This window comes from Variovorax paradoxus (assembly GCF_030815855.1).
Taxonomy (GTDB): Bacteria; Pseudomonadota; Gammaproteobacteria; order Burkholderiales; family Burkholderiaceae_C; genus Variovorax; species Variovorax paradoxus_M.
Genome location: NZ_JAUSXG010000001.1, coordinates 877,965 through 889,888, shown reverse-complemented (window position 1 = coordinate 889,888; position 11,924 = coordinate 877,965). Strand labels below are relative to the sequence as shown.

The following is an 11,924-nucleotide window of genomic DNA, read 5'->3' as shown; positions in this document are numbered from 1 at the left end:
GAGCCCATGCCGTCTTTCGATACCGTCTGCGAACCCAATCTGCCCGAAGTCAAGAACGCGGTCGAAAACACCGCCAAGGAAATCGCAACGCGCTTCGATTTCAAGGGCACGGCCGCCGCCGTCGAGCTCAAGGACAAGGAAATCACCATGATCGGCGATGCCGAGTTCCAGCTCGTGCAGGTGGAAGACATTCTTCGCGCCAAGCTCACCAAGCGCAGCGTCGACGTGCGTTTTCTCGACAAGGGCGACGTGCAGAAAATCGGCGGCGACAAGGTCAAGCAGGTCATCAAGGTCAAGAGCGGCATCGAATCCGAGCAGGCCAAGAAGATCACCCGCATCATCAAGGACAGCAAGCTCAAGGTGCAGGCCGCGATCCAGGGCGACGCGGTGCGCATCACCGGCGCCAAGCGCGACGACCTGCAGGCCGCCATGGCGCTCATCAAGAAGGACGTGCCCGACATGCCGCTGTCCTTCAACAACTTCCGCGACTGAGCCGCGAATGAAAGCCCTCGTCGTCGCGGCGCAGCTGCTGGCTGCCGCTGCAGGGGCGCATGCGGCGAGCTCGGTCATGCTGACCGGCACCATCGGCAGCCGCGCGATCCTGATCGTGAATGGCGCGCCACCCAAGACGGTGGCGGTCGGCGAGACCTTCCAGGGCGTCAAGCTCGTGTCGCTGCAGGCCGAACAGGCCGTGGTCGAGCTCGAGGGCAAGCGCGTCAACCTGCGCATGGACACGCCGGTGAGCATCGGCGGCGGCACAGGCACGGGCGGCGGCAGCCGCATCGTGCTGCCCGCCGACAGCCGCGGCCATTTCATGACGCAGGGCGCCATCAACGGCCGCGCGGTCACCTTCATGCTCGACACCGGCGCCACGTCCATCGCCCTGTCGGCCGCCGACGCGCAGCGCATCGGGCTCGACTACAGCAAGGGGCAGCGCGTCCAGATGAACACCGCCAACGGCGTGTCCAGCGGCTACAAGCTGCGGCTGCAGTCGGTGCGCGTGGGTGATGTCGAGGTGTACGACATCGATGCCATCGTCTCGCCGGAACCCATGCCTTTTGTGCTGCTGGGCAACAGCTTCATCAACCGCTTCTCGATGCGCCGGGACGCCGACCAGATGGTTTTGGAGAAACGGTATTGAGCGTCCGCGTCAGGCCTGCGCAGCCGTGACCACGATCTCGATCTTGTAAGCCGCATTGGCCATCTTGGCCTGCACGGTCGCGCGCGGCGGCGTGTTGCCGGCGGGAATCCATGCATCCCACACCTCGTTCATGGCCGTGATGTCGGTGATGTCGGCCAGGAAGATCTGCGTCATCAAGATGCGCGACTTGTCGCTGCCAGCCTCGGCCAGCAGGCGGTCGACCATGGCCAACACCTGCGCGGTCTGGCCGCGAATGTCCTGCGTGGTGTCGTCGGGCACCTGGCCTGCGAGGTAGATGGTGCCGTTGTGCACGGCCGTTTCGGAAAGGCGCGGGCCGACGTGAAAGCGGGTGATGGTTGCCATGGTGTTCCTTCTTTCCTTCAAGCTTTTTTCTTGGAGCCGAGTTTCGACTCCGTGCCGGCCGCGAGCCGACGGATGTTTTCGCGGTGCCGCCAGACGAGCAGCAGACTCATGACGATGATCGCAATCAGCACCGTGCGGTCGAGCGGCCACGCGATGTTGCCGCCGATCAGGTAGTAGGCCGGCGCAAAGAAGGCCGCGACCAGCGACGACAGCGACGAATAGCGGAAGAACACCGCAATGATCAGCCAGGTGGCGCCGGTGGCCAGACCCAGCCACGGCGCGATGCCCACCAGCACGCCGGCCGCCGTGGCCACGCCCTTGCCGCCCTGGAAACCGAAGAACACAGGGTAGAGATGGCCCAGGAAGGCCGCGAGGCCCGCCAGCGCGGCCACGCCTTCACCCAGGCCCCATTGGGCGCCGAAATGGCGGATCAGGAACACCGGCAGCCAGCCCTTGAGCGCATCGAGCAGCAAGGTGGCCAGCGCCGCGCCCTTGTTGCCCGAACGCAGCACGTTGGTGGCGCCGGGGTTGCCGCTGCCGTAGCTGCGCGGATCGGCCATACCGAGCGCTTTGCTCACGATGACCGCAAAGGACAGCGAGCCGATCAGGTACGAGGCCACGATGGCAAGAAGGGATGGCAAATGAAAGCTCAAGGCGGCGCTCCACGAAGGATGGATGTTGTTCTTATTCGCTGATTCGGGCAGAAGGCGTGCGTGCCGCCGGTCTCAACACCGGCGGGCCGGCTATTCTGCCAGCGCGCACTGCACGGGCTTGGCGCCCAGCAACGCCACGCACACCCGCGGGTCGATGCCCACCAGGTAGCCGCGCCGCCCGCCATTGATTGCGATCTTCGGCAGCTCGAGGATGGTCGACTCGATATAGACCGGCATCTGGCGCCGCGCACCGAAGGGTGAGGTGCCGCCCACCATGTAGCCGCTGTGGCGCTGCGCGACCTCCGGCTTGCAGGGCTCCACCGACTTGGCGCCGATCTGCCGCGCCAGGTTCTTGGTCGACACCGTGCGGTTGCCATGCATCAGCACGATGAGCGGCTTGGCGTCCTGGTCCTGCATCACCAGTGTCTTCACGACGGTGAAGGGGTCGAAGCCCAGCACTTCGGCGCTGTGCTGCGCGCCGCCGTGCTCCAGGTACTCGTACGGGTGCTCGGTGAAGGCGACCTTGTTCTCGCGCAGCAGCTGCGTGGCGGGCGTCTCGGAAACATGCGCCTTCTTGCTCACCGGTGGACCCTTCGCACTGCGCTCACGTTGCCGGGTCCCGGATCTCCCATCGGATCTTGTCGATCTCGGAGAGGATCTCGGGCGAGAGCGTGGTGCCCCACACGTCGATGTCTTCGTCGAGCTGCGCCACCGTGGTCACGCCGATGATGGTGCTCGCCACCTGCCACTTGGTGTAGCAGAAGGCCAACGCGAGTTGAACGGGCGAAAGGCCGTTGTCTCGCGCCAGCTGGTTGTAGCGGCGCGCCGCCTTGAGCGCGTCGGGCCGGCCCCAGCGCTGCTTGCGCACCGATTCGTAGCTCGAGATGCGCGCGCCTTTCGGTGCGTCCGGGCCCTCGATGCCGCCCTGGTCGTACTTGCCGGTCAACAGGCCGAAGGCCAGCGGCGAATACGCCAGCAGCGACACGCCCAGGCGGTGCATCGTCTCGTCGAGCCCGTTCTCGAGCCCGCGGCTCACCAGGTTGTAGACGTTCTGCACCGAGGCCACGCGCGGCAGGCCGTGCTGCTCGGCCAGCCGCACGAACTCGTGCACGCCGTACGGGGTTTCGTTCGAAAGCCCGATTTCCCGCACCTTGCCGGCCTTGACCAGCCCGCCCAGCGCTTCGAGCTGCTCGTGAATCGGCGTCTGCGAGGTTTCCTTTTCCGGGTCGTAGTAGAGGGCGCCGAAGGCCGGCACGTGGCGCTCGGGCCAGTGGATCTGGTACAGGTCGATGACATCGGTCTTCAGCCGCTTCAGGCTGGCATTGCACGAGGCCACGATGTCGGCCGCCGTCATGCCCGTGCCCTCGCGCACCCAGGGCGTGCCGCGCACCGGGCCGGCCACCTTGGTGGCGAGTGTGATCTTCTCGCGCGCGCCGGGGTTGGCCGCAAACCAGTTGCCGATGATGGTTTCGGTGACGCTGTAGGTTTCCTTGCGCGTGGGCACCGAGTACATCTCGGCCGTGTCGATGAAATCGACGCCGCGCTCGAGCGAGCGGCTCAAGATGGCGTGCGAGGTGGGCTCATCGACCTGTTCGCCGAATGTCATGGTGCCCAGGCAGATCGGGGTGACGTGCAGGCTGCTCTGACCGAGTTGGATTTTTTTCATGCGCGGAATGCTACCGCCCTCCTCCGCGGTGCGCTGGCCGGGGCCTCAAAACCCGGGCGCGCGCTGTCTTCTGCCGGACTGCGCCACGCCCGCCGGCTCCGTATCATCGGCGCCCATGTACCAAGCCCTCCGTCCCTCGCGCACCGAGTTCGTGCCCGTGCGCAACCTTCGCTACCACGTGCGCGTGTGGGGCGAGCCCTCCGCGTCGCGGCCGCCACTGGTGCTGCTGCACGGCTGGATGGACGTGGGAGCCTCCTGGCAGTTCGTGGTCGACGCGCTGGCCGAAGAGCGCTTCATCATTGCGCCCGACTGGCGTGGCTTCGGGCTGACCGACGGCGGCGATGTCGACAACTACTGGCTGCCCGACTACCTGGCCGACCTGGAATGGCTGCTCGACCATTACGCGGGCGAAGGCGATGCGGCGCGGCCGGTCGACCTGGTCGGCCATAGCATGGGCGGCAATGTCGCCATGCACTATGCGGGGGCAAGGCCCGAGCGCATTCGCCGCCTCGTCAACCTCGAAGGTTTCGGCATGCCCGCGCGCAAGCCCGAGGAAGCGCCCACGCGCTACGGGCAATGGATCGACGAACTCAAGCGCCTGCACCGCGGCGAAATGGCGCTTGCCGGCTACTCGTCGGTCGACGGCGTGGCACGCCGGCTCATGAAGACCAACCCACGCCTCACGCCCGACAAGGCCGAGTGGCTGGCCGGCCATTGGTCGAGCCCGCAGGCGCAGCCCGACGGCAGCGAACGCTGGCAGATTCTTGGCGACGCCGCGCACAAGATCATCAACGCCAACATCTTCCGGGTCGATGAAACGCTCGCCCTGTATGCGCGGATTTCGGCGCCCACGCTGATGGTCGAGGCGGCGGACGACAGCCTGCACGGCTGGTGGAAGAACCGCTACACGCTCGACGAATTCCACGAGCGCCTGAAGTCCGTGCCCTCGGTGCGCATCGAGCAAGTGGCCGACGCGGGCCACATGCTGCACCACGACCAGCCGCAGCGCGTGGCCGGGCTGATCGAGCAGTTCCTGGCCGGGTGAACCGCCCAGGTTTCAGCCGGCGTTGCGGCCCTGCACGGTGCGCCGCAACGCCGCGCGCGCCAGCAGCCGCGTGGAATCGAGCGTCGGCAGCGGCGAGTTCACGTCGTTCATGATCAGCGGAATCTCGGTGCAGCCGAGCACCACCGCATCGCAGCCGTCTTCGTCTTTCATACGCTGGATGACGCGCCGGAACGCCGTGACCGCGGCGGGCGTGAAAATGCCGCAGACCAGCTCGTCCATGATGATGCGGTTGATCTCTTCGCGCTCGTCCGCGGCAGGCCGGACGTATCCGAGCCCCTTGGCAGACAGCTTCTCGGGATAAACCTCGCTCTCGACCAGCCAGCGCGTGCCGGTGATGGCCAGGCGCTTGAACCCGCGCCGCGCGGCCTCGTCGGCCACGCATTCGGCAATGTGCAGCCAGGGCAACGGCGAACGCGCCTCGATGAAAGGCAGCGCCTGGTGAATGGTGTTGTCCGGGCAGACCAGAAAGCTGGCACCGATCTTCGCGAGCTTGTTGGCCGAAGCCAGCATGACCTCGCCCACGCCGCGCCAGTCGCCGCGGTAGATGTGCTGCATGTAGTCCGCGAGCGACGGCGTGTGCATCGAGACTTCAGGATGCGCATGCGGGCCTAGCAGCTGGGCCCCTTCCACGCAGATGGTCTGGTAGCAGAGCGCCGCGCCTTCAGCGGAGCATCCGACGATTCCGATGTGCTGGGTCATGCATGCATCCTACAAGCGGCGCCGCGCGATATCCATCCAGCGGATATCCAAGCGCGCAAATCTTCGTTCGTGCGGCGTCGGCCGCGCCCTAGAGTGCGCAGTTCCCCTTGCCCTTCCGTGGAGTTGTGCCATGCGTTCTTTCTTGCGCGCGCCCTCGTGGCTGCGCCGTCTTGCCCCGCTCTTCGGCGGCCTTGCACTGAGCCTGCTTCTCCAGGCTGGCGCCCGTGCCGACGATCTGCGCATCGGCTTCATGCCCGGGCCTTACCGCGATGCCTTCACCCACGGCATCGAGCCCCAGCTCAAGAAGCTGGGCTACACCGTCAAGTACGTCGAGTTCAGCCAGGGCGTGCAGCCCAACGATGCGGTCGAGCGCGGGCAGATCGACGCCAACATCTTCCAGCACTCGCTGTACCTCAATGCCACCAACAAGCAGCAGGGCTTCGACCTCGTGCCCGTGGTGCACGTGCCCACGCCGCCGATGGGGCTGTACTCGCAGCGGCACAAGTCGCTCGACACGGTGCCCGACGGCGCTACCGTCACGCTGCCCGCCGATCCGGTGAACGCGGCGCGGGCACTCAACATCCTCGCGGCCATCGGCTGGGTGACCGTCAAGCCCGGCGTGAGCCCGCTGAGCGTCTCGGAGCGCGACCTTGCGAGCAACCCCAAGCGCCTGAAGCTGGTGCCGCTGGACGCCGCGCAGGCTCCGCGCTCGCTGGCCGATGCCGACCTCGCAGCCGTGCAGGGCAACTTCGCCGTGGCCTCGGGCCTGAAGCTCACCGAGGCGCTCAAGCTCGAGAACATGACGCTGCCCTACGTGAACGTGGTGGCCGTCAAGCGCAGCAACGAGAACGCGAAGTTCGCGAAAGACATTGCGGCGGCCTACCAGTCCGCCGAGTTCCAACGCTTCTTCAGGGCCAACCCGGTATGGGCGGGCTACCGGCTGCCGGACTACTTCAGCCCATGAGCAACAACAGCACCGTACCCCGCAGGCAACTGCACCTCAACGTCAACATCCTGCACTCGGGCTTCGTGCCCTCGGCCTGGCGCCTGCCGGAGAGCGACCCACGGGCCTTTGCCGACATCCCGCACTACATCCGCACCGCGCAGATCGCCGAGGCCGCGAAGCTCGATGCGATCTTTCTCGCGGACAACGCGGCCGTCGTCGACCAGATCCATTTCCGCCCGATCACCGCGCTGGAGCCCACCATCCTCTTGGCCTGCGTGGCCGCGGCCACCACGCACATCGGCCTGATCGCCACCGCCTCCACCAGCTACAACGAGCCCTACAACATCGCGCGCCGCTTCGCCACGCTCGACCACGTGAGCGGCGGCCGCGCGGGCTGGAACATGGTGACCACGGCCGACCTGCCTTCGGCGCGCAACTTCGGCCTCGACGCGACGCCCGACCATTCGAAGCGCTACGCGCGTGCCTCGGAGTTCGCCGACATCGTGAAGGCGCTGTGGGACAGCTGGGAAGACGATGCCTTCGTCGGCAACAAGGCCACCGGCAGCTTCATCGACCCGGCCAAGGTGCATGCGATTGCGCACCGCGGCGAGCACTTCGCGGTGCAGGGTCCGCTGAACCTCCCGCGCCCGCCGCAGGGGCACCCGGTGCTGGTGCAGGCCGGTGCTTCGGCCGACGGACGCGAACTCGCGTCACGCCATGCCGAAGCGGTGTTCTCCGCCTCGCAGTCGTTCGAGGAATCACTGGCCTATGCACGTGCCCTCAAGACCCGCGCGGCCGAACTGGGCCGCGGCCCCGACGCCGTGAAGGTGCTCGCAGGCCTCACCACCATCGTCGGCGGCACCGAAGCCGAGGCGCGGCGACGGCGCGATGAACTCGTCGACCTGATCCCGTGGGACTACAGCCTCACGCGCCTGGCCGGCACGCTGGGCATCGCGCCCGAGCGCCTGAAGCTCGACGAGCGCCTGCCCGAGAACCTGCCGCTTCCCGGCAATGGCAACGGCAACCACACCTTCTTCAACGCGGTGGTGGCGGCGGGCCGCACGCACGGCTACACGGTGCGGCAGCTGATCCGCGAACTCGCCGGCGGCGGCGGTCACCGCGTGATCGTGGGCACGCCCGAGCAGATTGCAGACGACATCGAGCATTGGTTCAAGGGTGGCGCGGCGGACGGCTTCAACCTGATGCCCGATGCGCTGCCGCATGGGCTGCAGGATTTCGTGGATGGCGTGGTGCCGATATTGCAGAAGCGCGGCATCTTCCGCACGGAGTACGAGGGGCGCACGCTGCGCGATCACCTTGGGTTGGCGCGGCCCGGTGGGCGGGTGGCGCAGCGGCTGGCGGCTTGAGAGAGGCGAGTCTTTGCGAGCGCCGTGAGCCCCCATCCCAGCCTTCCCCCGGAGGGGAAGGAGCAATACCAGGGCTCCGGAGCCAGTGTTCTGACTTTCTCCCTCCCCTCCCGGGGGAGGGCCGGGGTGGGGGCACGCGGCGCTGAACTTACGAGCGGACGCCTTCGGCGCGCGATTCCGCCTTCACTCTTCGTCGGCGTCGTTCCCCGTCAGAGACAGCACTTCTTCCACGAAAGCTTCGAAGAGCGGCAACGTATCAGGCAGCCCATCAAGCGACTCCGCCTTGCCGGCATCGAAAAAATGCGGCTTGTCCGAGGGAATAGAAACCCACTCGCCCCCTTCGAACAACAACCCAAGGTAACCGTCAGGAATAGGCAGATAGAACAGCCCCGCCCCTTTAAGCACACGCTGCCCCTTGTTCGCCTTCCCCCGCCCCCAGCTCACACCCTGCCCGGCCAAATGCTCGGTGATCCAGCCGTCGCACACGTGCGTGTCGCGCCAGCTTCCTTCCGCATCGAACACAGCGAGCACTGGCATGAGAGGCGTCCTTCGTTGAAGTTTGACTGCTACTGCAGGAAGCTCGGCTTGGCGTAGCCCTGGAACTTGGTGTCCACCACCGTCTTGAATTCCTTCGAGTGGTAGGCCTCGACGATGTCCTTGGCCCAGGCCGAGTTCTTGTCCGCGCTCTTCACGGCGACCACGTTCAGGTAGTGATCCGGCGTCTTTTCCAGGGCCACGGCCTCGGTGAGCTTCAGGCCCGACGAAATCGCGAAGTTGCCGTTGACGATGGCGTACTCGGTGTCGCCCAGCGAGCGGGGCAGCTGCGCGGCCTCGAGCGGAATGAACTTGAGCTTCTTCGGGTTCTCGGCCACGTCCTTTTCAGACGCGCGGATGGGGTCGACACCGGCCTTGATGGTGATGAGCTTGTTCTGCTCCAGCAGCACCAGCGCGCGCGCCAGGTTGCTCGGGTCGTTCGGCAGCGTGAAACGGTCGCCCTCTTTCACCTCGGCCAGCGTCTTGCGCTTGGTCGAGTACACGCCCAGCGGCGCGATCGGGCCCTGCACCAGTTCGGCGAGGTCGAGCTTCTGGTCGGCCGAGAACTTCTTCAGGTAGACCTGGTGCTGGAAGAAATTGGCGTCGAGCGAGCCTTGGGCCAGCGCGAGGTTCGGCTGCACGTAGTCGTTGAACTCGACCAGCTTCACCTTGTAGCCCTTCTTCTCGAGGATGGGCACGATGCCGGCCTTGAGCTGGTCGATGTTGGAGCCGGCGGTGCCGCCGATCACGAGGTTCTTCTTGGCGTCTTGCGCCTGCGCCAGCGAGAGGCCGCCGAACGACAGGGCAACCAGGGACAGGGCAAGGACGGAGCGGCGCAGCAGTGCGGTTTTCATGAGATCGAAAAAAGAAAGAAAAGAAAAAAAGAAATCAACGCTTGTCCAGCCTGCGCGCCGTGGTGTTGCCCACGAACTGCAGGATCTGTACCAGCACCACGAGCAGCGCCACGGTGAGCACCATCACGTCGGTCTGGAAGCGGTAGTAGCCGTAGCGGATGGCCAGGTCGCCGATGCCGCCGCCGCCCACCACGCCGGCAATCGCCGAGTAGGAGAGAAAGCTCACCGCCAGCACCGTGAGCGCGAGCACCAAACCGGAGCGCGCCTCGACCACCAGCACGCGCCAGACGATCTGCAGTTCCGAAGCACCCATGGCGTGCGCCGCCTCGATCACGCCGCGCGGCACTTCGCGCAGGCACTGGTCGACCAGCCGTGCAAAGTAAGGAATGGCCGCGAACGACAGCGGCACCGCGGCCGCCAACGGCCCGATGGAGGTGCCCGCGATCACCCGCGTGAACGGCACCAGCGCCACCAGCAGGATGATGAAAGGGAACGAGCGCACGGTGTTGACGATCCAGTTCAGCACCAGGAACGCCGGCTTGTTCTCGAGCGACTGGCCCGGGCCCAGCAGGAACAGCAAAATGCCCAGCGGACCGCCGATGAGCACCGCCGCCGAGAGGCCGATGGCCAGCATCATGAAAGTCTGGCCCGTGGCGGTCCACAGCTCGGGGAGGATGGGCGCGATGTTCTCAAACATAGGCCACCTCCCGCGCGTTGCGCTGCGCCGACGAAGGGCGCGGCTCGACCGGTTCGCGCGCCTCGCGCTCGCGGCGGCGCACCAGCTCGTCGATCTCGCGGCCCAGTGCGGTCTTGCGCTCGACGCTCGGCGCATCGACCGCGAACTGCTCCACCAGCCGCCCCTTCTCGAGGATGGCCACGTTGCGGCACAGCACCTCGACCACCGAGAGCTCGTGCGTCACGATGACGATGGTCACGCCAATTTTCTGGTTGATGTCGCGCAGCGTTTCGAGCAGCGCGCGCGTGGTTTCGGTGTCCAGCGCCGAGGTGGGCTCGTCGCACAGCAGCACCTGCGGGCGCGGCGCCAACGCGCGCGCAATGGCCACGCGCTGCTTCTGGCCGCCCGAAAGCTGGGCCGGGTAGGTGTCGATCTTTTCGGCCAAGCCCACGAGCTCCAGGCATTCGCGCACGCGCGCATCGATCTCGGCCTTGGAGTGGCGGCCGTGGATCTTCAGCGGAAAGGCCACGTTGTCGAACACCGTGGCGTTCTGCAGCAGGTTGAACTGCTGGAAGATCATGCCGATGTTCTGGCGCGTGTCGCGCAGCTCGCGGCGCGAAAGCGTGGTGAGGTCGCGCCCGCCGACAAAGACCTTGCCCGCATCGGGCCGCTCCAGCAGGTTGATGAGGCGCAGCAGCGTCGACTTGCCCGCGCCGCTCTTGCCGATCAGGCCGAACACGTCGCCCTGATGGATGTCGAGCGAGAGCGATTGCACGGCGTCGAACACCTCGCCGCTGGGCAAGGCAAAGGACTTCTGCACCGATTGAAGACGGATGACGGGTTCCGCGTTGCCGCGGCCCGCATCGGGCGAATGGTTGGTCATGGAAAAGAGGCGCAGCCCGCGTGAAAGCGGGCCGCGAAGTTCGCAAAAAGGTGCCGAGTATGAAAACAAAGGCCCCGAAAGGGAACGAACAAATCGGCGCTTGCTTATGCATGAAAACGCATAAGCCCAAGGGGTCGCCCGTCGCGAATGCCATATCGATATGCCCATTGGTTCGTTCCCAAATGCGCCCGCCAATGCCACATTCGCGCCTTCATTTTTTCGATTTCGCACAACAACATGCACACCACTTTCCGCCGCCGCACCCTCGCCCTTGCAACGCTCGCCACGCTGGCCACGGCGCTCTTCTCCGGCAGCGCCGCCTTCGCGCAGGACAGCAACAACAAGAACACCCTCAAGGTCGGCGTCTCCGTCGGCAGCGCCGAGCAGGTGTTCGAAGTGGTCAAGAAGGTCGCCGCCAAGGACGGCCTGACCATCCAGGTCGTGGTGTTCAACGACTACCAGCTGCCCAATGCGGCGCTGGCCTCGGGCGACCTCGACGCCAACGCCTTCCAGCACCAGCCCTTCCTGGACAACCAGAACAAGGCACGCGGCTTCGACATCGTGCCGGTGGGCCTCACCATCACCGCGCCGCTGGGCTTCTACTCGCGCAAGATCAAGTCGATCGACCAACTGCCGGACGGCGCGGCGGTCGGTATTCAAAACGATCCGTCGAACGGCAACCGCGCGCTGCTGCTGTTGCAGTCGGCCGGCCTCATCACGCTGAAGCCCGAGGCGGTGAAGAACAACACGGCCACGCCGCTCGACGTGGTGAGCAACCCCAAGAAGCTGAAGCTGGTGGCGCTCGACGCGGCCCAACTGCCGCGCTCGCTCGACGACCTGACCATTGCCGCCATCAACAACGACTACGCCGGGAAAGCCGGCCTCACGCTCGAGAAAGACGCCGTGATCAAGGAGGCCGCAAAAAGCCCCTACGCCAACATCATTGCCGTGCGCCGCGCCGACAAGGACAAGCCCTGGGCCAAGCGCCTCGTGGCGGCGTACCAGTCGCCCGAGGTGAAGAGCTTCATCGAAACGCAGTTCAAGGGCTCGCTGGTGCCGGCGTTCTGACGCACCGC

The 11,924-nt window shown here is 66.0% G+C and carries 15 protein-coding genes; 6 read left to right on the top strand and 9 right to left on the bottom strand.

Annotation, left to right across the window (positions count from 1 at the left end; genetic code table 11):
* The first annotated feature begins 6 nt into the window (after nt 1-6).
* A complete protein-coding gene (locus QFZ42_RS04220) occupies nt 7-492 on the top strand; it encodes a YajQ family cyclic di-GMP-binding protein (RefSeq protein ID WP_015866547.1) in 486 nt (161 codons plus the stop codon).
* Nucleotides 493-499: 7 nt separating this feature from the next.
* Entirely contained in the window at nt 500-1,141 is a 642-nt protein-coding gene (locus QFZ42_RS04215; RefSeq protein WP_307699749.1) for a retropepsin-like aspartic protease family protein, read from the top strand.
* Between the two features lie 9 nt (nt 1,142-1,150).
* On the opposite strand, the gene QFZ42_RS04210 is transcribed toward QFZ42_RS04215, so the two are convergent.
* The 4 genes from QFZ42_RS04210 to QFZ42_RS04195 form a co-directional block, all read right to left on the bottom strand.
* On the bottom strand, nt 1,151-1,504 hold the full coding sequence (locus tag QFZ42_RS04210) for a RidA family protein (protein WP_307699748.1): 354 nt from the start codon (nt 1,502-1,504) through the stop codon (nt 1,151-1,153).
* Nucleotides 1,505-1,521: 17 nt separating this feature from the next.
* The gene (gene plsY, locus QFZ42_RS04205) at nt 1,522-2,157 is read right to left on the bottom strand and encodes a glycerol-3-phosphate 1-O-acyltransferase PlsY (protein WP_307699747.1); all 636 of its coding nucleotides are present in this window, start codon (nt 2,155-2,157) and stop codon (nt 1,522-1,524) included.
* A gap of 90 nt (nt 2,158-2,247) precedes the next feature.
* Nucleotides 2,248-2,739 carry an aminoacyl-tRNA deacylase gene (locus tag QFZ42_RS04200; RefSeq protein ID WP_307699746.1) on the bottom strand — a complete coding sequence of 164 codons (492 nt, stop codon included), beginning with the start codon at nt 2,737-2,739 and terminating at the stop codon, nt 2,248-2,250.
* 22 nt (nt 2,740-2,761) lie between these two features.
* Nucleotides 2,762-3,823, bottom strand: coding sequence for an aldo/keto reductase (locus tag QFZ42_RS04195; protein WP_307699745.1), 1,062 nt, complete (start codon nt 3,821-3,823; stop codon nt 2,762-2,764).
* Nucleotides 3,824-3,938: 115 nt separating this feature from the next.
* Between QFZ42_RS04195 and QFZ42_RS04190 the strand changes: the two genes are divergently transcribed.
* The gene (locus QFZ42_RS04190) at nt 3,939-4,868 is read left to right on the top strand and encodes an alpha/beta fold hydrolase (RefSeq protein ID WP_307699744.1); all 930 of its coding nucleotides are present in this window, start codon (nt 3,939-3,941) and stop codon (nt 4,866-4,868) included.
* Between the two features lie 12 nt (nt 4,869-4,880).
* Here the strand turns inward: QFZ42_RS04190 and QFZ42_RS04185 are convergent, their stop codons facing one another.
* On the bottom strand, nt 4,881-5,588 hold the full coding sequence (locus QFZ42_RS04185) for an aspartate/glutamate racemase family protein (protein ID WP_307699743.1): 708 nt from the start codon (nt 5,586-5,588) through the stop codon (nt 4,881-4,883).
* Nucleotides 5,589-5,718: 130 nt separating this feature from the next.
* On the opposite strand from QFZ42_RS04185, the gene QFZ42_RS04180 reads away from it, so the two are divergent.
* Nucleotides 5,719-6,552 carry a MetQ/NlpA family ABC transporter substrate-binding protein gene (locus tag QFZ42_RS04180; RefSeq protein ID WP_307699742.1) on the top strand — a complete coding sequence of 278 codons (834 nt, stop codon included), beginning with the start codon at nt 5,719-5,721 and terminating at the stop codon, nt 6,550-6,552.
* Nucleotides 6,549-7,901: an LLM class flavin-dependent oxidoreductase gene (locus tag QFZ42_RS04175; RefSeq protein WP_307699741.1), complete on the top strand. Its 1,353-nt coding sequence runs from the start codon at nt 6,549-6,551 to the stop codon at nt 7,899-7,901. Before QFZ42_RS04180 ends, QFZ42_RS04175 begins: the two co-directional genes overlap by 4 nt.
* Nucleotides 7,902-8,084: 183 nt before the next feature.
* On the opposite strand, the gene QFZ42_RS04170 is transcribed toward QFZ42_RS04175, so the two are convergent.
* The 4 genes from QFZ42_RS04170 to QFZ42_RS04155 are packed head-to-tail and all read right to left on the bottom strand — an operon-like array spanning nt 8,085 to nt 10,848.
* Nucleotides 8,085-8,438, bottom strand: coding sequence for a hypothetical protein (locus QFZ42_RS04170; RefSeq protein WP_307699740.1), 354 nt, complete (start codon nt 8,436-8,438; stop codon nt 8,085-8,087).
* A 29-nt stretch (nt 8,439-8,467) separates the two neighbouring features.
* Nucleotides 8,468-9,289: a MetQ/NlpA family ABC transporter substrate-binding protein gene (locus QFZ42_RS04165; protein ID WP_307699739.1), complete on the bottom strand. Its 822-nt coding sequence runs from the start codon at nt 9,287-9,289 to the stop codon at nt 8,468-8,470.
* A gap of 34 nt (nt 9,290-9,323) precedes the next feature.
* A complete protein-coding gene (locus QFZ42_RS04160) occupies nt 9,324-9,986 on the bottom strand; it encodes a methionine ABC transporter permease (protein WP_198789284.1) in 663 nt (220 codons plus the stop codon).
* Nucleotides 9,979-10,848, bottom strand: a complete 870-nt coding sequence (locus QFZ42_RS04155) for a methionine ABC transporter ATP-binding protein (protein ID WP_307699738.1) — start codon at nt 10,846-10,848, stop codon at nt 9,979-9,981. The genes QFZ42_RS04160 and QFZ42_RS04155 overlap by 8 nt, the downstream gene beginning before the upstream one ends.
* Nucleotides 10,849-11,085: 237 nt before the next feature.
* Here QFZ42_RS04155 and QFZ42_RS04150 point away from each other — a divergent pair, with 237 nt between their 5' ends.
* Nucleotides 11,086-11,916 carry a MetQ/NlpA family ABC transporter substrate-binding protein gene (locus QFZ42_RS04150; protein ID WP_307699737.1) on the top strand — a complete coding sequence of 277 codons (831 nt, stop codon included), beginning with the start codon at nt 11,086-11,088 and terminating at the stop codon, nt 11,914-11,916.
* Nucleotides 11,917-11,924: the final 8 nt, after the last annotated feature.